Source organism: Ruegeria sp. AB9 (assembly GCF_056542585.1).
In genome coordinates this window covers 478,276-502,672 of the sequence record NZ_JBQGAA010000001.1, presented here as the reverse complement: position 1 = coordinate 502,672, position 24,397 = coordinate 478,276, and the positions used below count along the sequence as shown (strand labels likewise).

At 57.9% G+C, this 24,397-nt stretch carries 30 protein-coding genes; 28 read left to right on the top strand and 2 right to left on the bottom strand.

Annotation, left to right across the window (positions count from 1 at the left end; translation table 11 throughout):
- Window positions 1-52: 52 nt before the first annotated feature.
- The 27 genes from ACR0K5_RS02610 to ACR0K5_RS02480 all read left to right on the top strand — a co-directional run bounded on the left by ACR0K5_RS02610 (window position 53) and on the right by ACR0K5_RS02480 (window position 22,568).
- Complete coding sequence (locus tag ACR0K5_RS02610; protein ID WP_480628175.1) at window positions 53-904, top strand: hydroxymethylglutaryl-CoA lyase; 852 nt, start codon at window positions 53-55, stop codon at window positions 902-904.
- A 1-nt stretch (window position 905) separates the two neighbouring features.
- Window positions 906-1,688, top strand: coding sequence for a crotonase/enoyl-CoA hydratase family protein (locus ACR0K5_RS02605; protein WP_480628174.1), 783 nt, complete (start codon window positions 906-908; stop codon window positions 1,686-1,688).
- A gap of 194 nt (window positions 1,689-1,882) precedes the next feature.
- On the top strand, window positions 1,883-2,248 hold the full coding sequence (locus ACR0K5_RS02600; RefSeq protein WP_480628173.1) for an NADH-quinone oxidoreductase subunit A: 366 nt from the start codon (window positions 1,883-1,885) through the stop codon (window positions 2,246-2,248).
- On the top strand, window positions 2,239-2,772 hold the full coding sequence (locus tag ACR0K5_RS02595; protein ID WP_480628172.1) for a NuoB/complex I 20 kDa subunit family protein: 534 nt from the start codon (window positions 2,239-2,241) through the stop codon (window positions 2,770-2,772). Before ACR0K5_RS02600 ends, ACR0K5_RS02595 begins: the two co-directional genes overlap by 10 nt.
- An 11-nt stretch (window positions 2,773-2,783) precedes the next feature.
- A complete protein-coding gene (locus tag ACR0K5_RS02590) occupies window positions 2,784-3,389 on the top strand; it encodes an NADH-quinone oxidoreductase subunit C (protein WP_480628171.1) in 606 nt (201 codons plus the stop codon).
- A complete protein-coding gene (locus tag ACR0K5_RS02585) occupies window positions 3,390-3,563 on the top strand; it encodes a hypothetical protein (protein WP_010442775.1) in 174 nt (57 codons plus the stop codon). It abuts the gene before it with no gap.
- A gap of 1 nt (window position 3,564) precedes the next feature.
- Window positions 3,565-3,687, top strand: a complete 123-nt coding sequence (locus ACR0K5_RS02580) for a hypothetical protein (protein WP_257599041.1) — start codon at window positions 3,565-3,567, stop codon at window positions 3,685-3,687.
- Window positions 3,687-4,910: an NADH-quinone oxidoreductase subunit D gene (locus ACR0K5_RS02575; RefSeq protein ID WP_480628170.1), complete on the top strand. Its 1,224-nt coding sequence runs from the start codon at window positions 3,687-3,689 to the stop codon at window positions 4,908-4,910. The genes ACR0K5_RS02580 and ACR0K5_RS02575 overlap by 1 nt, the downstream gene beginning before the upstream one ends.
- Window positions 4,910-6,049 (top strand): NADH-quinone oxidoreductase subunit E, encoded by a 1,140-nt coding sequence (locus tag ACR0K5_RS02570; RefSeq protein ID WP_480628169.1) that lies wholly within the window; start codon window positions 4,910-4,912, stop codon window positions 6,047-6,049. The genes ACR0K5_RS02575 and ACR0K5_RS02570 overlap by 1 nt, the downstream gene beginning before the upstream one ends.
- Window positions 6,050-6,079: 30 nt before the next feature.
- Window positions 6,080-6,301, top strand: coding sequence for a DUF5337 domain-containing protein (locus ACR0K5_RS02565; RefSeq protein ID WP_171092174.1), 222 nt, complete (start codon window positions 6,080-6,082; stop codon window positions 6,299-6,301).
- A gap of 12 nt (window positions 6,302-6,313) precedes the next feature.
- Entirely contained in the window at window positions 6,314-7,612 is a 1,299-nt protein-coding gene (gene nuoF, locus ACR0K5_RS02560; protein WP_480628168.1) for an NADH-quinone oxidoreductase subunit NuoF, read from the top strand.
- Window positions 7,613-7,617: 5 nt separating this feature from the next.
- A complete protein-coding gene (locus tag ACR0K5_RS02555) occupies window positions 7,618-8,034 on the top strand; it encodes an MAPEG family protein (protein WP_480628167.1) in 417 nt (138 codons plus the stop codon).
- A gap of 37 nt (window positions 8,035-8,071) precedes the next feature.
- Window positions 8,072-8,422: a hypothetical protein gene (locus ACR0K5_RS02550; RefSeq protein ID WP_480628166.1), complete on the top strand. Its 351-nt coding sequence runs from the start codon at window positions 8,072-8,074 to the stop codon at window positions 8,420-8,422.
- 98 nt (window positions 8,423-8,520) lie between these two features.
- Window positions 8,521-8,925, top strand: a complete 405-nt coding sequence (locus ACR0K5_RS02545; protein WP_480628165.1) for a DUF5333 domain-containing protein — start codon at window positions 8,521-8,523, stop codon at window positions 8,923-8,925.
- A gap of 5 nt (window positions 8,926-8,930) precedes the next feature.
- Entirely contained in the window at window positions 8,931-10,952 is a 2,022-nt protein-coding gene (gene nuoG, locus ACR0K5_RS02540; protein ID WP_480628164.1) for an NADH-quinone oxidoreductase subunit NuoG, read from the top strand.
- Window positions 10,949-11,167, top strand: a complete 219-nt coding sequence (locus tag ACR0K5_RS02535) for a hypothetical protein (protein ID WP_480628163.1) — start codon at window positions 10,949-10,951, stop codon at window positions 11,165-11,167. The genes nuoG and ACR0K5_RS02535 overlap by 4 nt, the downstream gene beginning before the upstream one ends.
- Window positions 11,160-12,197 carry an NADH-quinone oxidoreductase subunit NuoH gene (gene nuoH / locus ACR0K5_RS02530; protein WP_480628162.1) on the top strand — a complete coding sequence of 346 codons (1,038 nt, stop codon included), beginning with the start codon at window positions 11,160-11,162 and terminating at the stop codon, window positions 12,195-12,197. The genes ACR0K5_RS02535 and nuoH overlap by 8 nt, the downstream gene beginning before the upstream one ends.
- A 2-nt stretch (window positions 12,198-12,199) precedes the next feature.
- Window positions 12,200-12,694 (top strand): NADH-quinone oxidoreductase subunit NuoI, encoded by a 495-nt coding sequence (gene nuoI, locus ACR0K5_RS02525; protein ID WP_480628161.1) that lies wholly within the window; start codon window positions 12,200-12,202, stop codon window positions 12,692-12,694.
- Window positions 12,691-13,101: a carboxymuconolactone decarboxylase family protein gene (locus tag ACR0K5_RS02520; RefSeq protein WP_298846609.1), complete on the top strand. Its 411-nt coding sequence runs from the start codon at window positions 12,691-12,693 to the stop codon at window positions 13,099-13,101. Before nuoI ends, ACR0K5_RS02520 begins: the two co-directional genes overlap by 4 nt.
- Window positions 13,098-13,700, top strand: a complete 603-nt coding sequence (locus ACR0K5_RS02515; RefSeq protein ID WP_480628160.1) for an NADH-quinone oxidoreductase subunit J — start codon at window positions 13,098-13,100, stop codon at window positions 13,698-13,700. Before ACR0K5_RS02520 ends, ACR0K5_RS02515 begins: the two co-directional genes overlap by 4 nt.
- 123 nt (window positions 13,701-13,823) lie before the next feature.
- Window positions 13,824-14,129 carry an NADH-quinone oxidoreductase subunit NuoK gene (gene nuoK / locus ACR0K5_RS02510; RefSeq protein WP_008208630.1) on the top strand — a complete coding sequence of 102 codons (306 nt, stop codon included), beginning with the start codon at window positions 13,824-13,826 and terminating at the stop codon, window positions 14,127-14,129.
- A gap of 6 nt (window positions 14,130-14,135) precedes the next feature.
- Window positions 14,136-16,307, top strand: a complete 2,172-nt coding sequence (gene nuoL / locus ACR0K5_RS02505) for an NADH-quinone oxidoreductase subunit L (RefSeq protein ID WP_480628159.1) — start codon at window positions 14,136-14,138, stop codon at window positions 16,305-16,307.
- Complete coding sequence (locus ACR0K5_RS02500) at window positions 16,307-17,851, top strand: NADH-quinone oxidoreductase subunit M (RefSeq protein WP_480628158.1); 1,545 nt, start codon at window positions 16,307-16,309, stop codon at window positions 17,849-17,851. Before nuoL ends, ACR0K5_RS02500 begins: the two co-directional genes overlap by 1 nt.
- A gap of 15 nt (window positions 17,852-17,866) precedes the next feature.
- Complete coding sequence (gene nuoN, locus ACR0K5_RS02495) at window positions 17,867-19,309, top strand: NADH-quinone oxidoreductase subunit NuoN (protein ID WP_480628157.1); 1,443 nt, start codon at window positions 17,867-17,869, stop codon at window positions 19,307-19,309.
- A gap of 54 nt (window positions 19,310-19,363) precedes the next feature.
- On the top strand, window positions 19,364-20,113 hold the full coding sequence (locus ACR0K5_RS02490) for a biotin--[acetyl-CoA-carboxylase] ligase (protein WP_480628156.1): 750 nt from the start codon (window positions 19,364-19,366) through the stop codon (window positions 20,111-20,113).
- Between the two features lie 11 nt (window positions 20,114-20,124).
- Window positions 20,125-20,904 carry a type III pantothenate kinase gene (locus tag ACR0K5_RS02485; RefSeq protein WP_480628155.1) on the top strand — a complete coding sequence of 260 codons (780 nt, stop codon included), beginning with the start codon at window positions 20,125-20,127 and terminating at the stop codon, window positions 20,902-20,904.
- A complete protein-coding gene (locus tag ACR0K5_RS02480) occupies window positions 20,901-22,568 on the top strand; it encodes a ribonuclease J (RefSeq protein WP_480628154.1) in 1,668 nt (555 codons plus the stop codon). Before ACR0K5_RS02485 ends, ACR0K5_RS02480 begins: the two co-directional genes overlap by 4 nt.
- Window positions 22,569-22,578: 10 nt before the next feature.
- On the opposite strand, the gene ACR0K5_RS02475 is transcribed toward ACR0K5_RS02480, so the two are convergent.
- Together ACR0K5_RS02475 and ACR0K5_RS02470 are read right to left on the bottom strand one after the other, a co-directional pair.
- On the bottom strand, window positions 22,579-23,280 hold the full coding sequence (locus tag ACR0K5_RS02475; protein WP_480628745.1) for an NUDIX hydrolase: 702 nt from the start codon (window positions 23,278-23,280) through the stop codon (window positions 22,579-22,581).
- 25 nt (window positions 23,281-23,305) lie between these two features.
- On the bottom strand, window positions 23,306-23,704 hold the full coding sequence (locus ACR0K5_RS02470) for a DUF983 domain-containing protein (protein WP_480628153.1): 399 nt from the start codon (window positions 23,702-23,704) through the stop codon (window positions 23,306-23,308).
- 218 nt (window positions 23,705-23,922) lie between these two features.
- Here ACR0K5_RS02470 and ACR0K5_RS02465 point away from each other — a divergent pair, with 218 nt between their 5' ends.
- Window positions 23,923-24,393, top strand: a complete 471-nt coding sequence (locus ACR0K5_RS02465) for an EF-hand domain-containing protein (RefSeq protein WP_480628152.1) — start codon at window positions 23,923-23,925, stop codon at window positions 24,391-24,393.
- Window positions 24,394-24,397: the final 4 nt, after the last annotated feature.

Sequence of the window (24,397 nt, the reverse complement as noted above, 5' to 3'; positions counted from 1 at the left end):
AGGGTCAGACAATCTTTGCTTGAAACGGCAACAATCCAGAAGGGGGTCGGATATGGGTGACCTGGTCGAAATCTACGAGGTCGGGCCGCGCGACGGGCTGCAGAACGAAAAGCGCGAGATACCGGTGGCAGACAAGATCGCCCTGATCGACTGCCTCAGCCGTGCGGGTTTCCGCCGGATCGAAGTTGCAAGCTTTGTGTCTCCAAAATGGGTGCCGCAGATGGCGGGATCGGCTCAGGTTCTGGGTGGAATCACTCGTGTGGATGGTGTGCGCTATGCTGCGCTGACGCCGAACATGCATGGATATGGCGATGCGCTGGCGGCCAAGGCGGACGAGATTGCCGTGTTTGCCTCGGCCTCCGAGGGGTTCTCAAAAGCCAACATCAATGCCTCTATCGCCGAGTCGATTGAGCGGTTCACGCCGATCCTTGAAGCGGCGCGCCATATCGACCTGCCGGTTCGCGGTTATGTCTCGTGTGTCACGGACTGCCCGTATGACGGTCCGACACCGCCCGAGAAAGTCGCCGAGGTGGCAGATCGGCTTTTTGCGCTGGGCTGTTATGAGGTCTCATTGGGCGACACGATTGGGCAGGGTACTCCGGACAAGGTTGCACATATGCTTCTGGCAGTGCGCGAGCGGGTTCCGGTGACGCGACTGGCGGGGCATTTCCATGACACAAATGGCCGTGCAATCGATAACATCGACGCCGCTTTGGCGCTGGGCGTGCGTGTATTCGATGCAGCCGTGGGCGGCTTGGGCGGTTGTCCCTATGCCCCGGGCGCTGCGGGGAATGTGGCCACCGAGGCCGTTGCGGCGCATTTGCAGCGACTGGGATACGAAACTGGTCTGGATATCGACGTGATTGAAGAGGCTGCACAGATGGCCAAGGTTTTGAGGAGCTGAGATGTTCGAGACAATAATGGTATCGACCGATGTCCGGGGCGTTGCCACGCTGACCCTGAACAGAGCGCAGAAGCACAACGCCTTGTCAGGCCAAATGATCGCCGAGTTGACGCTGGCCGCGTCGCAACTGGGTCAGGATGACGCTGTCCGAGTGGTCGTTCTGGCTGCGGCCGGAAAGACGTTTTGTGCCGGTGGCGATCTGGGTTGGATGCAGGATCAGATGGCGGCTGACAAAGCGACGCGTTTTGTCGAAGCACGTAAGCTTGCCGAGATGTTGCAGACTCTGAATGCGATGCCCAAGCCTTTGATCGGAGCACTGCACGGCAATGCCTTTGGCGGTGGGGTTGGAATGGCGGCAGTATGTGATGTCGCGATCGGTGTCGACGGTTTGAAAATGGGATTGACCGAAACGCGTCTGGGGCTGATCCCGGCAACAATCGGACCCTATGTCATTGCCCGCATGGGCGAAGCCCGCGCACGCCGGGTGTTTATGTCTGCCCGTCTTTTTGATGCAAACGAAGCCGTTGAACTTGGGCTGTTGACGAAGACTGTGTCAGCTGATCGGCTTTCGGAGGCTGTAGAGGACGAAATTCGCCCTTACTTGTCTTGCGCGCCGGGGGCGGTTGCCTCTGCTAAGGCTCTGATCAGTACTCTGGGTCCGCGTATTAACGATGCCGTGATTGATCAGACCATTGGTGAACTGGTCGAGCGCTGGGAAACGGAAGAGGCGCGCGAAGGGATCGCGGCGTTTTTCGAAAAACGAAAACCTGTATGGAATAGTTAGGTTTAACGAAGTTCTGCCAAGCCAGAGCGAACCGCACGTGCTGCGGTTGTATGCCGCGCTGTCAAGCTCAGGTTTGATGGCGAAGGGGGCTGTGTTCGGTTGACCCTCTGACCCCGCGGGGATAGAGAATGTCCAGTCAACACGCCAATTGACGGCGCACCCGACAAGATGCGTGCGCAGGAAAGGAGCTATTCGTGGAAGACCTGCTGCGGGAGTACCTCCCGATTCTGGTGTTTCTGGCCGTTGCCATAGGCTTGGGGATCGTCTTGATTCTGGCAGCCGTTGTACTGGCCGTCCGCAATCCCGACCCTGAAAAGGTCAGCGCATATGAATGTGGTTTCAATGCCTTCGACGATGCGCGGATGAAATTCGACGTCCGATTCTATCTGGTTTCGATTCTGTTCATCATATTCGATCTGGAAATTGCATTCCTGTTTCCCTGGGCCGTGGGCTTCAAGGACGTCAGCGATGTCGGATTCTGGTCCATGATGGTGTTCCTGGCGGTGCTGACCATCGGCTTTGCCTATGAATGGAAGAAAGGGGCTCTGGAATGGGAGTGATGACGGGTGCCAACACCACCGGCGTCGACAAGGAAGTCGCCACCCAGGCCCTGAATGCCGAGCTGCAGGATAAAGGTTTCCTGCTGACCTCGACCGAGGACATCATCAACTGGGCCCGTACCGGCTCGCTGCATTGGATGACTTTTGGTCTGGCCTGCTGCGCGGTTGAAATGATGCACACCTCTATGCCGCGCTATGATGCCGAACGATTCGGCATTGCCCCGCGTGCATCCCCGCGTCAGTCCGACGTGATGATCGTGGCGGGTACGCTGACCAATAAAATGGCGCCTGCGCTGCGTAAAGTGTACGACCAGATGCCCGAACCGCGCTATGTGATCTCAATGGGGTCCTGTGCCAATGGCGGTGGGTACTACCATTATTCCTATTCCGTTGTTCGTGGCTGTGACCGGGTCGTTCCTGTGGATATTTATGTGCCCGGCTGCCCTCCGACTGCTGAGGCGCTGCTGTATGGCCTGATGCAGTTGCAACGCAAAATCCGCCGTACCGGCACAATCGTGCGCTGAGGAGAGAGCTGATGAGCGAAGCACTCAAGGAACTCGGCACACAGTTGGAGCTGAAGCGGGCTGATTGCGTTCTGTCATGGGACGTAACCCATGGCGAACTGAACGTGGACGTGGCACCGTCGAACCTCGTGGAATTCATTGAATTCCTAAAGTCCGACCAGAACTGCAAATTCTCGACGTTGGTGGATATAACTGGCGTGGATTACCCCGAGCGCGCCAAGCGGTTCGACGTGGTGTATCACTTCCTGTCGATGTACCAGAACCAGCGCATCCGTCTGCGGGTCTCGATCCGCGAAGAAGATATGGTGCCGTCTATCGTTGGCGTACATCCCTCGGCCAACTGGTTCGAGCGCGAGGTGTTTGACATGTTCGGCATCCTGTTTTCGGGTCATCCGGACCTGCGGCGCATCCTGACCGACTATGGGTTCCGTGGTCATCCACTGCGCAAGGATTTCCCGACCACAGGTTATACCGAGGTCCGTTACGACGAGGCGCAGAAACGCGTGGTCTACGAGCCGGTCAGCCTGGTGCAGGAATACCGTCAGTTTGATTTCATGTCCCCGTGGGAAGGCGCGAACTACATTCTGCCGGGGGATGAAAAGCAGGAGACCGAATAAATGGGGGGCATCTGGTGGCTGATCCTGTCTGCGCTGACCATCATTCCGATGGTGAAGATTCTACCGTTCTTCGGGATCAACAAATACTGGTGCCTGCTGTGTCTGGTTCCCTTTGGCACGATTGCGTTGCTGTGGTGGGTCGGGCTGAAACTGCAAGAGTTGGAGCGCCGCTGAGATGATGGGTGAGTTGATCATTCTGGGCGCGTTAGGGGTTCTGCTGGCCGGGGCCGCAGCCAAGGCGGCCGAGGCGGAAAAGGTCCGGGTTCGGGCCGAAGCAAAGAAGAAACGAGGGCGTTGATGGACGGCTCAAGATACGATGACGGCAGCACGGACGCGCTGAGCGGAGAACAGAAGATCCGCAACTTCAACATTAACTTCGGCCCGCAACACCCAGCCGCGCACGGGGTTCTGCGCCTTGTGCTTGAGTTGGACGGTGAGATCGTCGAACGGTGCGACCCGCATATCGGCCTGCTGCACCGCGGTACCGAAAAGCTGATGGAAAGCCGGACGTATCTGCAGAACCTGCCGTATTTCGACCGTCTGGATTACGTGGCCCCGATGAATCAGGAACACGCCTGGTGTCTGGCCATCGAAAAGCTGACCGGTGTCGAAGTGCCGCGCCGGGGTTCGCTGATCCGGGTTCTGTATTCCGAGATCGGGCGCATCCTGAACCACCTGCTGAACGTGACAACGCAGGCGATGGATGTCGGCGCACTGACCCCGCCGCTGTGGGGCTTTGAAGAGCGTGAAAAACTGATGGTGTTCTACGAGCGTGCCTGTGGCGCACGTCTGCACGCGGCTTATTTCCGTCCCGGTGGTGTGCACCAAGACCTGCCGCCTGAACTGTTGGACGATATCGAGGCATGGAGTCACGAATTCCCCGCCGTTCTGGACGACATCGACGGTTTGCTGACCGAAAACCGCATCTTCAAGCAGCGTAACGCCGATATTGGTATTGTGACCGAGGATGACATCCAGAAATATGGCTTTTCCGGCGTGATGGTGCGCGGATCGGGTCTGGCATGGGACCTGCGTCGCGCGCAGCCCTATGAATGCTATGACGAGTTCGAGTTCCAGATCCCCGTCGGCAAGAACGGCGACTGCTATGACCGGTACCTCGTCCGCATGGAAGAGATGCGCCAGTCGCTGCTGATCATCCGTCAGGCCATCGCCAAAATCCGCGATTGCCCCGGAGACGTTCTGGCGCGCGGCAAGATAACCCCGCCGAAACGCTCGGACATGAAGACCTCGATGGAGAGCCTGATCCATCACTTCAAGCTCTACACCGAAGGCTTCCACGTCCCCGCTGGCGAGGTCTACGCCGCCGTTGAGGCCCCCAAGGGTGAGTTCGGCGTCTATCTGGTCGCCGACGGCACTAACAAACCCTACCGCGCCAAACTCCGCGCGCCGGGATTCCTGCACTTGCAAGCCATGGACCACGTCGCCGGCGGCCACCAACTGGCCGACGTCGCCGCGATTATCGGCACCATGGACGTCGTATTTGGAGAGATTGACCGCTAATGCTCCGCCGTCTTCACGCCGAACAACCCGAAAGCTTCGCCTTCACCGCTGCTAACCAGCAATGGGCCGAAGCGCAGGTCACCAAATACCCCGAGGGGCGTCAGGCCAGTGCGGTCATTCCGCTGCTGTGGCGCGCGCAAGAGCAGGAGGGCTGGCTGAGCCGCCCGGCGATCGAAGCCGTCGCCGACATGCTGGGCATGGCTTATATCCGAGTGCTTGAGGTGGCTTCCTTCTATTTCATGTTCCAGCTGCAACCAGTTGGGTCTGTTGCGCATATTCAGGTGTGTGGAACGACGTCGTGCATGATCTGCGGTGCAGAAGACCTGATCGCGGTTTGTAAGGAAAAGATCGCTGCGAAACCGCATGCACTGTCTGCCGATGGCAAGTTGAGCTGGGAAGAGGTGGAATGCCTCGGATCGTGCACCAACGCGCCGATGGCGCAGATCGGTAAGGATTATTACGAAGATCTGACCGCCGCGAGCTTTGGCAAGATCATCGACGATCTGGCGGCGGGCAAGGTACCGACCCCGGGGCCGCAGAACGGCCGCTATGCGGCGGAACCGCTGAAGGGTCTGAGCAGTCTGGCCGAGTATGAGGCTGGGAAACCTCAGTACAACGCAAGCGTTGAGCTGGCGACAGATCTGGGGGATACGGTCAAGCGTATTGACGGGACCGAAGTTCCGATCCTGACACCGTGGCTGGGTAAGGATGGCAAGCAGGCGGGCGCGTCGGCGGCGGCAAAACCTCCGAAAGCACCCGAGGCTCCGAAACCGGCTGTGAAACAAGTGGCTGAGGCAAAAGCCGAGCCTATTGCCAAAGAAGTCGAAGCCAAGCCCGCAGACGTCAAAGAAGACCAGCCCGAGACACTGACTGCCGCACGCGACGGTAAGGCAGATGACCTGAAGCTGTTGAAAGGCGTCGGTCCCAAGCTGGAAGAGACGCTGAACGAACTGGGTTTCTATCACTACGATCAGATCGCTGCATGGACGCCCGAACAGGTGGCTTGGGTGGATGCGCGTTTGAAATTCAAAGGCCGGATCGAACGCGATGGATGGATCGAGCAGGCGGCCAAGCTTGCGGCAGGCGAAGAAACCGAATTTGCCAAACGTGCCAAATCTGAGGGCACGTACGAAGACTAGACGGGTGCCCATCCGGGGCATCGGGGGAAGATGGATAAGGACAAGGAACAGGCCATAGCCCGTAAGGGCCGACATATCGGAGTGGTCATTGCTGTGACCATGCTGATCTGGCTTGCGATGAACCTGTTCATTGGCCCCGCGCTGGGTTTGACGACCCGGCACGCTCTGCTGTTTGATCTCGCGGCTCTGGCGGGTTTCATCTATGCGGGCATCAACATTTTTCAACTCTGGCGCATGCGTCAGGACAGCTGAAGGTAACACGCGATGCTGAAGGATCAGGACCGGATCTTCACCAACATCTACGGGATGCATGAGCGCACACTGAAGGGCGCGCAAGCCCGCGGGCATTGGGACGGCACTGCTGGCCTGATTGAAAAAGGTCGCGACTGGATCATCCAGACGATGAAAGACTCGGGTCTGCGTGGTCGCGGTGGTGCGGGCTTCCCGACCGGTCTGAAATGGTCGTTCATGCCCAAGGAAAGCGACGGACGCCCTTCGTATCTGGTTGTGAATGCAGATGAATCCGAACCCGGCACCTGCAAAGACCGTGAGATCATGCGTCATGATCCGCACACGCTGATCGAAGGCTGCCTGATCGCGTCCTTCGCGATGAATGCCCACACCTGCTACATCTACCTGCGCGGCGAATATATCCGCGAGCGTGAGGCGCTGCAGGCCGCGATTGATGAGGCCTATGATGCTGGCCTGCTGGGCAAGAATGCCGCCGGTTCAGGTTGGGATTTCGATATCTTCCTGCATCATGGGGCAGGGGCCTATATCTGCGGCGAGGAAACCGCCCTGATCGAAAGCCTCGAAGGCAAAAAAGGTATGCCGCGGATGAAACCTCCGTTTCCGGCTGGTGCAGGTCTGTATGGTTGTCCGACCACAGTGAACAACGTGGAATCGATTGCGGTTGTGCCGACCATCCTGCGCCGTGGAGCCGACTGGTTCGCGGGCTTTGGTCGTCAGAACAACGCAGGCACCAAGCTGTTTGCGATTTCGGGTCATGTGAACAATCCTTGCGTCGTCGAAGAGGCGATGTCGATTTCGTTCGAAGAACTGATCGAAACGCATTGCGGCGGTATTCGCGGCGGTTGGGACAATCTTCTGGCAGTGATCCCCGGGGGGTCCTCGGTTCCGTGTGTGCGCGGTGAGAACATGCGCGACGCGATCATGGATTTCGATTACCTGCGAAACGATCTGGGCTCGGGCCTGGGCACTGCTGCCGTGATCGTGATGGATAAGTCCACCGATATCATCAAGGCGATCTGGCGCTTATCGAAATTCTACAAGCACGAAAGCTGCGGTCAGTGTACGCCGTGCCGCGAAGGCACCGGCTGGATGATGCGTGTGATGGACCGTCTGGTACGCGGCGAGGCCGAACCGGAAGAGATCGACATGTTGTTCGACGTGACCAAACAGGTCGAAGGCCATACGATCTGTGCCCTGGGCGATGCGGCCGCCTGGCCGATCCAGGGCCTGATCCGGAATTTCCGTGAAGAAATCGAAGACCGCATCAAGGCCCAGAAATCGGGCCGTATGGGTGCGATGGCGGCGGAGTAAACGGGATGGACGTTTTTGCAGACTATAGCCACGCGATTTCATCGGTTGTGCTTTTCACACTGGTCGTTCTGTTCCTGGCGCCGTTTTCAGCGCTGGCTAAGCAAGGCAAAGGCCTCGCGCCGGGGGCGACTCCGGACCAGGATTATTCTGATCGAGCCTATCGTCTGAACCGGGCCTATCTGAATGGAACGGAAACGCTTCCGGCGTTTGTGACGGTTGTTACCGCGGCGGTTTTGCTGGGTGCCAGCCCATTCTGGATCAATCTGCTTGCGTCTGTTGCTTTGGTTGCGCGTTTGGTGATGTTGGTGGTGCACATCAAAGGATTAGGTAAACCACACAGTGGCCTGCGGTCTGTACTTTATGTATTGGGCTGGGCTTGCATGTTTGTGATTGGTCTTATGGCATTGGTGGCGGCGTTCTGATGGCGATTCGGCGGAAAAGAACACTAAGAGGGATGGAATGAAAGTCCCAAGAACCCTTGTAGTCGTCTTGGCATTGGCGGGCGTGTCCGCCTGCGGCATCATTAAGCCCTCGGAAGATCGTATTCTGTTCGATGGAAAGTCGTTCAGGGCCAAGGCGAAGGTGGTCGACAAGAAAGTATCGCCCACGGATTTTACCGTTGTTGTGAAGGGCGCGTCTGCATCGTTGGACGGTGCGCGCGAGGCCGGTCGCCATGAGGGTATCAAATTCTGTGTACAGAATTTTGGTTCGTCTCGGATTGATTGGAAAGTGGGGCCGGATACCGAGCCGCAAAACCTTCGCATCATTGATGATCAATTGACGTTAGCAGGTCAATGTCAGCGGCCATGACACGCGTTTATGCATATCGTGACGCGACTTGCAGGCCGTTATTGCCTAGCAAGACCGGACCAGTTCGTTTTGGTGCTTCCAAAACGAAAGGAAGATCCATGTCTTTTGCAAAAACGTTAGCCCTGGCCGCTCTGATCACGTTCCCTTCTGTAGTAGAAGCAAAGCCGCCCTTGAGGGATGTCAAAGAGATCGACGACGAACTCTATTACATCGCCATCGCAAATGAGATTTCAGAATACTGCCCCTCGATCAGCGGGCGGCGATTGAAGGCGATCAGCGTGATGTGGGGGCTGCGGTCCAAAGCGAACAATCTGGGATATTCGGACAGTGAAATCCGCTCGTACGTTGAGTCGGATGCGGAAAAAGATCGTATGCGTGCCAAGGGCGAGGCGTATCTGACCTCGAACGGCGTGACCTACGACAATCCCAACACATTCTGCACGCTGGGGCAGAAGGAAATCCAAAGAAACAGCGCCATTGGCGTCTACTTGAGAGCGAATTGAGAGCCATGTCTGACCTCCGCAAGATCAATATCGACGGGCAGGAAATCGAAGTCGATGGTGCGATGACCCTGATACAGGCTTGTGAACAAGCCGGTGTCGAAGTGCCGCGTTTTTGTTATCACGAGCGTCTGTCGATCGCCGGGAACTGCCGGATGTGTCTGGTCGAGGTTGTGGGCGGACCACCGAAGCCAGCGGCGTCCTGCGCGATGCAGGTGCGCGATTTGCGCCCGGGGCCTGAGGGCCAGCCACCTGTGGTCAAGACGAATTCGCCCATGGTCAAAAAGGCCCGCGAAGGGGTGATGGAGTTCTTGCTGATCAACCACCCGCTGGATTGTCCGATCTGCGATCAGGGCGGTGAATGCGATCTTCAGGATCAGGCGATGGCCTATGGCCTGTCCGGTTCTCGTTTCAAAGAAGCCAAGCGGGCGGTCGATGATTTGGATCTCGGACCGTTGGTCGGCACCGCGATGACGCGCTGTATCAGTTGCACCCGCTGCGTGCGGTTTACCACCGAGGTGGCCGGGATTACCCAGATGGGTCAGACCGGGCGCGGCGAGGATGCAGAGATCACTTCGTACCTGAATCAGACGCTGGACTCGAACCTGCAGGGCAACATCATCGATTTGTGCCCGGTGGGTGCGCTGACCTCCAAGCCGTACGCCTTTACAGCGCGCCCGTGGGAGCTGACCAAAACCGAAAGCATCGATGTGATGGATGCTTTGGGATCGAACATTCGCGTAGACACCAAAGGGCGCGAAGTGATGCGCTTTCTGCCGCGCAACCATGACGGTGTGAACGAAGAGTGGATTAGCGATAAGACCCGATTTGTCTGGGATGGTCTGCGCCGTCAGCGGCTGGACAAGCCGTATGTGCGTGAAAACGGCAAGCTGCGCCCGGCCTCATGGCCTGAAGCGCTGACCAAGGCCGCAGAGGCGCTCAAAAGCGCCGAAAAGCCTGCCGGTATCGTGGGTGATCTGGTGCCGGTCGAAGCTGCCTTTGCGTTGAAACAGATGATCGAAGGGCAGGGCGGTGTCGTTGAATGCCGTACCGATGGTGCCAAACTTCCTGCGGGCAACCGTGGCGCATACGCCGGGACTGCCGCTATTGAGGACATTGATTCCGCCGAACGAATCCTGCTGATCGGAACCAACCCACGTGACGAAGCGCCGGTCCTGAACGCGCGTATCCGTAAAGCTTGGGCGCATGGGGCCGAAGTCGCTTTGGTCGGTTCTGCGGTCGATTTGACGTATGGATATCATCACGTTGGCGATGACCGTGCCGCGCTGCAAAAGGTCGTCGACATGGGCGGCGATGATGAGATCAAGGGCAAACGCTCGCTTGTCATCGTCGGGCAGGGCGCGCTGCAGGAAGCGGACGGCGCCGCCGTGCTGGCCGCCGCGCAAGTCATTGCGACCAATACCGAAAGTGGTCTGATCGTGTTGCATACTGCGGCCTCGCGCGTAGGTGCGATGGACGTGGATGCCACCAACGAAGGCGGCATGGAATCGATCAGCGCCGCGGATGTGATCTATAATCTTGGCGCGGATGAGGTCGAGATCGGCGAAGGCGCGTTTGTAATCTATCAGGGCAGCCATGGTGACCGGGGCGCACACCGCGCTGACGTGATCCTGCCGGGCGCGGCCTATACCGAGGAAAATGGCCTGTTCGTGAATACAGAAGGCCGCCCGCAGCTGGCGATGCGTGCCGGGTTTGCTCCGGGCGAGGCAAAAGAAAACTGGGCCATTCTTCGTGCCCTGTCCGCCGAACTGGAAGCAACGTTGCCTTTTGACTCGCTGGCGCAGTTGCGCACGGCCTTGATTGAGGCGGTTCCGCATCTGGCTCGCATCGACGAGGTGATCGAGAATGAAGTCGTTGCTCTCGATGCCGGTTCTTTAGGCAAGGCGAGTTTCCGTTATGCGGTCAAGGATTTCTATCTGACCAACCCGGTCGCTCGGGCATCGCAATTGATGGCCGAGCTTTCGGCCCAGACGCAAGCCCGCAAATCCAAGAAGATCGCTGCGGAATGAACCTGAACTGTTTCATATCGCAGAACTGCGCGCACGGTGCCGGGCGGCAGATGGCCGCGCCTGATTTGCGTGTGAAATCGAATATTAAGGGTGGCGCAATGGCGGCAGATGCTGTTTACACCAACGCGCCGACCCAGCCGCAGTTTGCGCAGGCATCTGGCCTTTGCATCGCGCGCGGAAAACGGAATACCCACGGTGTGAGGACCAATGGCTGATTTCTTTAACACCCCAGGCGGAATAGCCATCATCATTCTGGCGCAAGTGCTTGCAGTTGTTGCCTTCGTGATGATCTCGCTGTTGTTCCTTGTTTATGGCGACCGGAAGATCTGGGCCGCTGTGCAAATGCGGCGGGGGCCCAACGTGGTGGGCGTCTACGGCATTTTGCAATCGGTGGCGGATGCGCTGAAGTACGTGGTCAAGGAAGTGGTCATACCCGCCGGGGCCGACCGTGCCGTGTTCATTCTGGCACCGATGACCAGTTTCGTTTTGTCGCTGATTGCCTGGGCGGTTATCCCATTCAATGATGGATGGGTTCTGTCCGATTTGAACGTGGCCGTTCTCTATGTTTTCGCCGTGTCCTCGCTTGAGGTTTATGGTGTGATCATGGGTGGTTGGGCGTCGAACTCAAAGTACCCCTTCCTCGGGTCGCTGCGATCTGCGGCGCAGATGATCTCATACGAAGTGTCTATCGGTTTGATCATCATCGGCGTGATCATTTCGACCGGATCAATGAATTTCGGCGCCATTGTAGGGGCGCAAGACACTGCCTACGGCTTCTTTGGCTGGTACTGGCTGCCGCATTTCCCGATGGTCTTCCTGTTCTTCATCTCGGCGCTGGCTGAAACCAACCGCCCGCCGTTCGACCTGCCCGAAGCGGAATCGGAACTGGTGGCCGGGTATCAGGTGGAATACTCCGCCACCATGTTCCTGCTGTTCATGGCGGGCGAATACATCGCGATCTTCCTGATGTGCGCGCTGACCTCGCTGCTGTTCTTCGGTGGCTGGCTGTCCCCGATCCCAGGTCTGCCCGATGGTGTGCTGTGGATGGTCGCCAAGATGGCGTTCTTCTTCTTCATCTTCTCGATGGTCAAGGCGATCACGCCGCGCTACCGCTATGACCAACTGATGCGGCTGGGTTGGAAAGTCTTCCTGCCCTTCTCGCTGGCCTGGGTGGTGTTCGTGGCCTTTGCGGCGAAATTCGAGTGGTTCTGGGGCATCTTCGCCCGGTGGAGCGTAGGAGGCTGATCATGACCCAAATCGACTATACCCGCGCCGCCAAGTACTTTCTGCTGCAGGATTTCTGGGTTGGTATGAAGCTGGGGATGAAGTATTTCTTTGCTCCTAAGGCCACCATCAACTACCCGCACGAAAAGGGCCCGTTGTCGCCACGTTTCCGGGGGGAACACGCCCTGCGTCGCTATCCCAACGGCGAGGAACGCTGCATCGCCTGTAAATTGTGTGAAGCTGTCTGCCCGGCGCAGGCCATCACCATCGACGCCGAACCGCGCGAAGATGGCAGCCGCCGCACCACGCGGTATGACATCGACATGACCAAATGCATCTATTGCGGTTTCTGTCAGGAGGCCTGCCCGGTCGATGCCATCGTCGAAGGCCCTAACTTTGAATTCGCCACGGAAACCCGCGAAGAACTGTTTTATGACAAGGAAAAACTGCTGGATAACGGCGAGCGCTGGGAAGCCGAGATTGCACGCAATCTGGAACTGGACGCGCCGTACCGATGACTGACAGCCCGACAAATCCTTTCGAGCTGATGATGAAGCAGGCTCAGGACATGGCTAAGGCGATGAACCCGGCGATGGAGAATTTCTCGCCCAAGGGGTTCGAGGCGCTGTGGCCGACCATGCCGAAGGAGGTCATGGAGATGATGTTCGGCAACACCGTCAACAAGGACGGTCTGGATGCCAAAACACGCCTGCTGCTGACGCTGGCCGGGCTGACCTGCCAGGGCGCGCAAGCGGACGCGGCTGTGCGCCAGACTGTGCGCCACGCGCTGGAAGCGGGTGCCAAGAAACAAGAGATCGTGGAAACGATCGGTCAGATGTCGGTCTTTGCCGGCATCCCGGCCATGACCCGCGCGCTGGATCTGGCGCAAGAGGTCATGGGCGACAACGAGGATGAGGATCAATGACCGTCTTTGCCTTCTATCTGTTTGCCATCAGCGCCATCACCGGCGGGTTGTTCACGGTGATCAGCCGCCAGCCGGTGCACTCGGTGCTGTGGCTGATCCTGTCCTTCCTGTCCTCGGCGGGGCTGTTCGTATTGCTGGGGGCCGAGTTCGTGGCGATGCTGCTGATCATCGTCTATGTCGGCGCGGTCGCGGTTCTGTTCCTGTTCGTGGTGATGATGCTGGACGTGGACTTTGCCGAGCTCAAGGCCGAGATGGCGCGCTATATGCCGCTGGCTTTGCTGATCGGGCTGATCATCCTGATGCAGTTTGTCATGGCCTTCGGGGCATGGGACAGCGCGCAGGGCGCGGCAGCCAATCTGGCCCAGCCGGTCCCGGTGGACCGCCACAACACTGAGGCGCTCGGCGTCATCCTTTATGATCAATACTTCCTTCTGTTCCAACTGGCGGGCCTGATCCTGCTGGTGGCCATGATCGGCGCCATTGTTCTGACGCTGCGCCACCGCAAGGACATCAAGCGCCAGGATATCGTCGGCCAGATGATGCGCGACCCGGCCAAGGCGATGGAGTTGAAGGACGTGAAACCGGGGCAGGGACTTTGACTTTGCCGCTGGTACTTCCTGCGGAGTACTGGCTGCTGAAACTACTAGTTGCGGTGCCTTTTATACTTGCTTGGGTCGGGTTTAGGGCAGCGAAGAACAGGAAACGAATGGGACCGAAAGAAAATGATCGGACTTGAACACTATCTAACGGTCGCGGCGACGCTGTTCGTCATCGGCATCTTCGGTCTCTTCCTGAACCGCAAGAACGTCATCATCCTGCTGATGAGCATCGAACTGATGCTGCTGGCGGTGAATATCAACCTCGTGGCGTTTTCCAGTTTCCTCGGCGATCTGGTCGGGCAGGTCTTCACGCTGTTCGTGCTGACAGTGGCGGCGGCTGAGGCGGCGATTGGTCTGGCCATTCTGGTCTGCTTCTTCCGCAACCGTGGCACCATCGCGGTTGAAGACATCAATATGATGAAGGGGTAAGAGAACATGGAAACCACCATCCTCTTTGCCCCGCTGGTGGGCGCGCTGCTTTGCGGGTTCGGCTGGAAGTTCATTGGTCAGAAAGCGGCCATGTGGACTGCGACGGGCCTGCTGTTTCTGGCCTGTCTACTGTCGTGGATCGTCTTCTTCACCTTCGACGGTCACACCCAGCAGATCGAGATTATGCGCTGGATCGAAAGCGGCTCGCTTTCGACAAGCTGGGCCATTCGTTTGGACCGGCTGACCGCGATCATGCTGATCGTGGTGACGACCGTCTCGGCGCTCGTGCACCTCTACTCCTTTGGCTACATGGATCACGATCCGCAGTGGCGCGAAGGCGAGAGCTATAAGCCGCGCTTCTTTGCCTATCTGTCCTTCTTCACCTTCGCCATGCTGATGCTGGTGACGGCGGATAATCTGGTACAGATGTTCTTTGGCTGGGAAGGCGTGGGCGTCGCCTCGTATCTGCTGATCGGGTTCTACTATCGCAAGCCGTCGGCCAACGCGGCGGCGATGAAAGCTTTCATCGTCAACCGGGTGGGCGACTTCGGCTTTGCTCTGGGCATCTTTGCACTGTTCTTCCTGACCGACAGCATCAATTTCTCGGACATTTTTGCCTCGGCCCCTGCTCTGGCAGAAGAGAAGCTGCACTTCCTGTGGGGCGAGTGGACCGCGATCGAAGTGATCTGCGTTCTGCTGTTCATTGGCGCGATGGGTAAATCGGCGCAATTGATCCTGCACACATGGTTGCCGGACGCGATGGAAGGCCCGACGCCTGTGTCAGCCCTGATCCACGCCGCGACCATGGTGACGGCGGGGGTCTTCCTGGTCTGCCGCATGTCGCCGCTGATGGAATTCGCCCCCGGCGCGACCGGGTTTATCACCTTCCTTGGTGCCTCGACCGCGTTCTTTGCGGCAACCGTGGGTCTGGTCCAAACCGACATCAAGCGGGTCATCGCTTATTCGACCTGTTCCCAGCTGGGTTACATGTTCGTGGCGGCTGGCGTCGGCATGTATTCGGCGGCGATGTTCCACCTGTTCACGCACGCGTTCTTCAAGGCGCTGCTGTTCCTCGGCGCAGGTTCGGTGATCCACGCGATGCATCATGAGCAGGAGATGACGGAGTACGGTGGTCTGCGTAAGAAGATCCCCTATACCTTCTGGGCGATGATGATCGGGACGCTGGCCATCACCGGTGTCGGTATCCCGTTGACGACCTTTGGTTTTGCCGGGTTCCTGTCAAAGGACGCGATTATCGAAAGCGCCTATGCCGGTGGAACGGGCTATGCGTTCTGGATGCTGGTGATCGCGGCGATGTTCACCTCGTTCTACAGCTGGCGCCTGATCTTCCTGACCTTCTATGGCGAACCGCGCGGGGACAAGCATACGCACGACCACGCGCATGAAAGCCCGATGACCATGCTGGTACCGCTGGGCGTCTTGTCACTGGGTGCAGTGTTTGCCGGGATGATCTGGTACGGCAACTTCTTTGGCCATGCGGACAAGGTCGGCAAGTTCTACGGTATTCCGGTTGCAGAAGCATCGGAGCATGCCGAGGCCAATGATACAGCCGAGGCCGGTGATCATGCTGCGGTGGACGTTTCGCACGGTGAAGACAGCCATGCCGACGAAAGCCACGCAGACGACGGCCATGCCGACAATGCGGAACATGGCGAGAAAGACGCACTTGGCGGTGACCACCATTATGTGTTCGCAGGTGAACCGGGTGAAGGTGCGCTCTATATGGCCCCAGACAATCACGTTCTGGACGATGCGCATGCGGCTCCGAAATGGGTCAAGGTTTCACCCTTCGTCGCAATGTTGCTTGGCTTTGTGGTTGCGTACTGGTTCTACATCGTGAACACGACGCTGCCGGCCCGTCTGGCTGCAAATCAGCGTCCGTTGTACCTGTTCCTGCTGAACAAGTGGTATTTCGACGAAATCTATGACGCGATCTTCGTCAAACCCACTGTGGCGCTTGGACGATTCCTGTGGAAACGCGGTGACGGCAATACAATCGATGGATTCCTGAACGGAGTAGCAATGGGCGTTGTTCCCTTCTTTACCCGCCTCGCTGGCAAGGCGCAGACCGGGTACATCTTTACCTATGCCTTCTGGATGGTGCTGGGCATCGCGGCCCTTGTGACCTGGATGTCTATCGGCGGAGGGGCCCACTAATGGACAACATCCTTTCCATTGTTACGTTTATCCCGGCTATTGCAGCAGGCATTCTGGCCCTGTTCCTGCACGGTGATGATGTGGCAGCACAGCGCAACGCCAAGTGGATTGCACTTCTGGCAACCACTGTGACCTTCCTTGTGTCGATTGGCATCTATACCGGCTTTGACCCCTCAAACACCGGCTTCCAGATGGTGGAAGAGGGTGAGTGGCTGATGGGCCTCAAGTACAAGATGGGCGTTGATGGCATCAGTGTTCTGTTTGTACTTCTGACCACCTTCATCATGCCGCTTACCATTCTGGCCAGCTGGAACGTGACTGACCGCGTCAAGGAATACATGGTCGCCTTCCTGCTGCTGGAAACGTTGATGCTGGGCGTCTTCATGGCGCTGGATCTGGTACTGTTCTACCTGTTTTTTGAGGCCGGTCTGATCCCGATGTTCCTGATCATCGGCATATGGGGCGGCAAGGAACGGATCTACGCCAGCTTCAAGTTCTTCCTCTACACCTTCCTCGGCTCGGTACTGATGCTGGTGGCGATGGTTGCGATGTATGCGGATGCAGGCACTACGGATATCGAGGCACTGATGAGCCATCAGTTCTCGTCCGAAAGTTTCAGCGTTCTGGGCATCTACGTGGTCGGCGGTATGCAGACGCTGATGTTCCTGGCCTTCTTCGCGTCCTTTGCTGTGAAGATGCCGATGTGGCCGGTTCACACCTGGTTGCCGGATGCACACGTTCAGGCGCCGACGGCGGGCTCGGTTGTTCTGGCAGCCATCCTGCTGAAGATGGGCGGCTATGGGTTCCTGCGGTTCAGCCTGCCGATGTTCCCAGTGGGCTCGGCGGTAATGACCGATCTGGTGTTGTGGATGTCTGCCATTGCGGTCGTCTATACCTCGTTGGTGGCACTAGTTCAGGAGGACATGAAAAAGCTGATCGCTTATTCCTCGGTCGCGCATATGGGCTTTGTGACCATGGGTATCTTTGCCGCGAACCAGCAGGGTATCGATGGCGCAATTTTCCAGATGCTCAGCCACGGGTTTATCTCGGCCGCGCTCTTCTTGTGTGTCGGGGTGATCTATGACCGGATGCATACCCGCGATATCGAGGCCTATGGCGGTCTGGTGATCCGGATGCCGGCCTATGCGCTGGTATTCATGCTGTTCACCATGGCCAATGTCGGTCTGCCAGGGACATCCGGGTTCATCGGCGAATTCCTGACGCTGATGGGAGCCTTCCAGGTAAACACGTGGGTGACAGCCGTGGCAGCGACCGGTGTGATTTTTTCGGCGGGTTATGCGCTGTGGCTGTACCGTCGGGTGGTGTTTGGCGATCTGATCAAGGAAAGCCTGAAGGCGATGACCGACATGAGCTCGCGCGAGCGGTTGATCTTTGCCCCGCTGATCGTGATGACCATCCTGCTGGGTGTCTACCCGTCACTGGTGACCGATGTGATCGGGCAATCCACCGCTGCGCTGATTTCGAACTATGACACGGCTCTGGCCGCGGCTGAGGCCGCGACCCAGACAGCCGCTTCGCATTAAGGGAGCTTTGGAGACATGATCCAGGCTGATCTGACAATTATCCTGCCGGAAATCATTCTGGCGCTTTATGCGATGGCGGCGCTGTTGGGGGCTGTCTACACGACAAAGGACGGCTTAGCGCCTCTTTTGGTCTGGACCACGGCAGGTCTGATGGCCCTTCTGGCCATCTGGATTGCGACCCAGGGCGGGGGGACCAACGTGGCCTTCAACGGCATGTTCGTCGATGACGGCTTTGCCCGCTTTGCCAAGGTTGCCATCTTGCTGTCGGCAGGCGCTGTACTGGTCATGAGCCAGGAATACATGGCACGTCGTGATTTGCTGCGTTTTGAGTACCCGTTGCTGGTGGCGCTGGCCGCCGTGGGCATGATGATGATGGTCAGCGCGGGCGATCTGATGTCGCTTTACATGGGCCTTGAGTTGCAATCTCTGTCTCTCTATGTCGTGGCGGCGCTGCGTCGTGATAGCGCGAAATCGACTGAAGCGGGCCTGAAGTACTTCGTGCTTGGTGCGCTGAGTTCGGGCCTGCTGCTCTATGGTGCATCGCTGGTCTATGGCTTTACCGGTACCACGCTGTTCTCGGGTATTATCCAAACCGTTCACCACGGCGATGTTTCCCTTGGTCTGCTGTTTGGCCTGATTTTCCTGATCTCGGGTCTGGCCTTCAAGGTTTCGGCCGTTCCGTTCCACATGTGGACACCGGACGTATACGAAGGCTCGCCGACGCCGATCACGGCTTTCTTTGCCACAGCTCCGAAAGTTGCAGCGATGGCCTTGTTCGCACGCCTGTTGCACGACGCGTTCGGCGGTATTGTCAAAGACTGGCAGCAGGTGATCGTCCTGCTCTCGGTACTGTCAATGCTGCTGGGTGCAGTGGCTGCCATCGGGCAGCGCGACATCAAGCGTCTGATGGCATTTTCATCGATTGCACATATGGGCTATGCGCTGATCGGTCTGGCCGCGGGTACAGAGCTGGGTATCAAGGCAATGCTGATGTATCTTGCCATCTATGTGACTATGAACATCGGTACCTTCGCCTTCATTTTGATGATGGAACGTGACGGTAAACCCATCACCGACATTGACGCTCTGCGCCAGTATTCCAAGCGCGATCCAGGTAAGGCCTTGGCTGTTCTGATCCTGATGTTCAGCCTTGCGGGCGTGCCGCCCATGTTGGGTTTTTTCGCGAAATTTGGTGTTTGGCAGGCAGGTGTCAGCGCTGGTTTGACAGGGCTTGTGGTCGTTTCGGCAATCGCCTCGGTTATCGGTGCTTTCTACTACCTGCGGATCGTCTTCTACATGTATTTCGGGGCAGAGAACGAAGAGCCAATCGAAACTAAGTCGACACCTGTCCTGTGGGTGGCATTGATGGGGTCAGCAGCTTTGATGCTGGTCGGTATCTTCTATCAGTTCGGTGTCGAGGGCGCGGCGGCAGCTGCGGCGGCTACGCTTGTCAACTGAGCGTTTGGAACAATCTGAAGGAGGGGCTCGGTCGCGCGACCGGGCCTTTTTGATATGACCAAGTGGCCCCAAGGCTATGGCCTGCACGAGGTGCAGGAAGTCGACAGCACACTCAACGAGGCGGCGCGGATTGCTCCCGACGCGCGGGGACCTGTCTGGATCATGGCGCATCATCAAACGGCGGCGCGTGGGCGACGTGGCCGGACCTGGGCCAACCCGATGGGCAATCTGGCAGCGACATTGTTGATGCGTCCTCAGGGCGCGCCGGAGCAGGCGGCCCTACGCAGTTTCGTGGCTGCGCTGGCGCTGTTTGACGCTTGTGTTGCCGTTACAGGGCGGGCCGCAGGACTGTCGCTGAAATGGCCCAATGACGTGCTGCTGAACGGGGGCAAGCTTGCCGGTATCTTGCTGGAAAGCACCGGGCAGGGGCGTGGCGTGGCGCATTTGTCCATCGGTATCGGCGTGAACTTGGCCAATGCCCCGGACGCAGAGGCGGTGGAACCTGGCGCGGTTCGGCCCGTCTCATTGCTGTCGGAAACCGGGGCAAATGTCTCGCCCGAGGATTTTCTGACTGAACTGGCCGCTGCTTACGCCACGTATGAAACCCAATTCGTCACCTATGGGTTCGAGCCGATCCGCACCGCCTGGCTGTCCCGCGCGGCCCGGTTGGGCGAGGTCATCACCGCTCGTACCGGTACGTCAGAGACGGTTGGGACCTTCGAAACGGTGGACGCAGGCGGTAACCTTGTCTTAAACACCGCCAAAGGCCGCGTGAGCATTCCTGCGGCGGATGTCTATTTCTGAGAGGGGCGCGGATGCTTCTGGCCATCGATTGCGGCAATACCAATACCGTTTTCTCGATTTGGGACGGTGAGCGATTCCTGTGTACCCTGCGCACCTCGACCCACCACGCGCGCACGGCAGACGCATATTTCACCTGGTATTCGACGCTGGTGAAACATTATGGCATCGAGGCGGATATCACCGATGTCATCATTGCCTCGACGGTACCACGTGTGGTGTTCAATCTGCGCATCTTCGCCGATCGTTTTTTTGGCTGCAGACCACTGGTCGTGGGTAAACCCGATTGCCTTTTGCCTGTACCGCCTCGTGTGGATGAAGGGACAGTGCCCGGCCCGGATCGATTGGCCAACGCTGTGGGTGCGTTTGACCGTCATGGCGGCAATGTGGTTGTCGTGGATTTTGGCACTGCGACGAATTTTGATGTTGTCGCCGCCGATGGTGCCTATGTGGGTGGCATTATCGCACCGGGTGTGAACCTGAGTCTCGAAGCCCTGCACCAGGGCGCCGCGGCGCTGCCGCATATTGACATCACTCGACCCGAAAGAGTGATCGGTACGAATACGGTTGGTTGTATCCAATCGGGCGTGTATTGGGGATATTCCGGCTTGATCGAAGGGCTGATTGCCCGGATCAAGGGAGAATACGGAATGCCGATGAAAGTCGTTGGAACCGGAGGGCTGGCCCCCTTGTTCGATCAGGCCGACGTGGGGTTCGACGCAATCGAAGATGATCTGACGATGCACGGGCTGACCGTGATCCATCGCTATAACAAGGACAATGGCTCCACATGAGCAGTGAAAGATTGATCTACCTGCCGCTGGGTGGCGCGGGTGAAATTGGCATGAACGCCTATGTGTACGGCTATGGCAAACCGGGGCAGGAACGTCTGATCCTTGTGGATTTGGGCGTCACCTTTCCCGACATGGACACAACGCCGGGCGTTGACCTCATCTATGCGGATATCTCGTGGCTGAAAGAGCGCGCTGACCGGCTTGATGGTGTTTTCATCACGCATGCCCATGAAGATCACATCGGTGCCGTGGCCCATTGCTATGAAGCCTTGGGTGCGCCGGTCTATGCGCGCGCCTTCACGGCCAATATTGCGCGCCGCAAGATGGACGAACATGCCCACCCGGCCGAGGCGGTGACGACCGTTTCCGCGTGGCCCGAACAGGTTTCTGTCGGGCCGTTCACGGTTGGCTTTCTTCCGGTTTCGCACTCGATTCCTGAAAGTGCGGCACTTGTTATCGATACGCCTGCAGGACGGGTCGTGCATTCGGGCGATTTCAAGCTGGATGCGGCTCCGGTCGTCGGGGAAGCCTTTGACCCCGACCTGTGGACCGAAGTCGCCAAGCCCGGCGTCAAGGCGCTGGTCTGTGACAGTACAAATGTGTTCTCAACCCATCCGGGCCGTTCGGAATCCGAAGTTGGCCCCGAGATTGTCAAGTTGGTCGAAAGCGCCGAAGGTATGGTTGTGGCAACGACCTTTGCCTCAAATGTCGCGCGGGTCAAAACGCTGGCCGAAGCGGGGGCACGGGCCGGGCGGTCGATCGTCCTGTTGGGTCGGGCCATGCGCCGGATGATCGAAGCCGCGACCGAGACCGGCATTCTGTCGGATTTCCCCAAAGTGATCAGCGCGGAAGAGGCGCTGGATCTTCCGCGCCAAAACCTGATGCTGATTGTAACTGGCAGTCAGGGCGAACGCCGTGCCGCCAGCGCCCAATTGGCCCGTGGTAAGTACCGGGGTTTGGAGTTGGCTGAGGGCGATCTGTTCCTGTTCTCCTCGAAAACCATCCCCGGGAACGAACGGGGCGTCATCTTCATCATGAACCAGCTCAGCGAAAAGGGCGTGGATGTGGTCGATGACAGCTCGGGCCTTTATCATGTCTCTGGCCATGCAAACCGGCCAGATCTTGAGAAGGTCCACGCATTGATCGATCCGCAGTTTGTAATTCCGATGCATGGCGAACACCGGCATCTGCGCGAACACGTCAAACTGGCGGAACAGGGCGGCAAAACCGGTGTGCTCGCGGTGAACGGCACCCTGCTGGATCTCAGTGGCAACGCACCTGTGGTTGTTGATTACGTCGAAACCGGTCGCACTTATCTGGACGGAACGGTGAAAATCGGTGCACTTGATGGAGTGGTGCGGGATCGTATCCGCATGGCCCTGAACGGGCACGTCACTGTAACTGTTGTTCTGGACGAAGAAGACGAACCGCTGGGCGAGCCGTGGTGCGATACCATGGGCCTGCCTGAGATCGGAACGTCTCGTGCTGCTTTGGTCGAAGTGTTGGAAGAAGATCTGAACCAGTTCCTGATGCGGGCTGCGGCCAAGACTCTGCGCGATGACGACAAGCTGGAAGATGAAATGCGTCGGATCGTTCGGCAGACGGCCAAAGCGGAAATCGGCAAAAAGCCCGAAGTGACGGTGGTGATCAGCCGAATGCGGTGAAACTGAACCGTCAGTCGTGATCAGGCATCGGATAGCCCCTGAGACGCAGGAACAGGTTGGCTTCTTCGTTGTTTTTGTAGAAGGGAACCGACGATGGCGGCTCGGGGGAGGTAACCCGGGCCGCGATTTCCGCCAGAACGACCTCGGTAATAAACGGCAGATCCAGATCACGCGCCCGATCCAGTTGCACCCATTGCAGGTGCGACAGCTCATCCGAGGCGTGACTGAAATCATCCAGATCGCCTTGCAAAGCTTCGGCGTCGACCAGAAAGAACCGTGCATCGAACCGGCGGGGACGACCCGGAGGAGTTACCGCGCGAAAGACGAACTGCAGTGCAGCTGCAGTTGGCAGATAACCCAAGGCGGAAAAGCTCTTCCAATCGTCAGGAACATGACCGGGCCAGGTGCCCAGCTGGCCGAGAACAAGACCTGTCTCTTCCCATAGCTCGCGTATGGCAGCAGCGGCGAGCGCACCTTGAATCCCCGCTTCGGCCTGTTCTCCCAAACGTTCAAGGCACAACTCCGGCAATTCCGTTGCCAACGGAACATCCGCATCGGCTGGATCAACCGCGCCACCAGGAAACACGAATTTGTTGGGCATGAAAGCCGCTTTGGAACCGCGTTGGCCCATAAGGATCGATGGGTTGGTCCATCTGTCCCTCAGCACGATAACCGTTGCAGCGTCTCGAATGGCGGTCTTGTCGGGTGTCATGTCCAATCTGATCAACCGGTTCGGGTCACGCGGATTTTTCAAAGCCATGCATTCGACGCGCCCATTGATACGCCACAACTGCGCCTTTCAGGCGCGGCAACAAGAATAGGGACAACGCAATGCAACCGATGGAAAACCCAATGGCCATGGTCCACGGATCTGGCCGCCAATGCACATATGACACGTGCAGAGCCGGTGCCAGCAAATGGCCGACCAGCAAAATCGTCAGGTAGGCTGGCCCGTCATCAGCGCGATGATGAAACAGTTCCTGCCCGCAGTTCGAGCAGGAATCATTGACCTTGAGATAGCTGTGCAACAGTTTGCCGTCCCCACAGTTGGGGCATTTGCAGCGAAACCCCTTGACCAGGGCGGGCCATGTTTCACGCTCATCTTCTGTGGTCGTCTCGATCGTCTGATCCGTCATAATATAACTCGCGCATTAATCTTTGCCGGATAATGGGCCTGTTCGCATAGATTTAAAAGGGGGTGCGTCGCTTTGCAACGCCCTCCGATTGAACTGGCCCACGATAATCTCAAATCCGCCAAAAAAATTCTCAGGTTCGGCGACGGAAATCCGGACACTGCCCGTTTGAATGGGTATGAGCAGCGGCACTTGGGCCGCGTCAATAAAGGAAAACAGAAATGAAAAACGTGAATTTCATCTCGGCCATCGTTCTGTCGGCAGTCGCAGTTACCGGTACTTCTGTTCTGGCTGCAGGCCCGGGTGGCCGCGATCCCGTGTCCTTTCAGGAACTGGACGCCAACGGCGACGGTCAGGTGACGCAACAGGAGATGGAGGCGCATCGTACTGCGCGTTTCACCGAGGCGGACACCAATGGTGATGGGCAGCTGAGCCTTGAGGAAATGCAGGCCGCTGCCCAAAAGAAAGTAAGCGATCGGGTTGCCAGGATGTTCGAAAACAACGACGCGAATAAAGATGGTTTCCTTAGCCAGGATGAGTTGCCGAAACCGCGCCGGGCTGACAAGATGTTTGACCGGATGGATGCGGATAACAGTGGCGGAATCTCGGAACAGGAATTTGCCGATGCCAAAGACCGGATGGGGCGGCACCAAAAGAAAAAGCATCACAAATCGAACGCAAACGATAACTGATGCA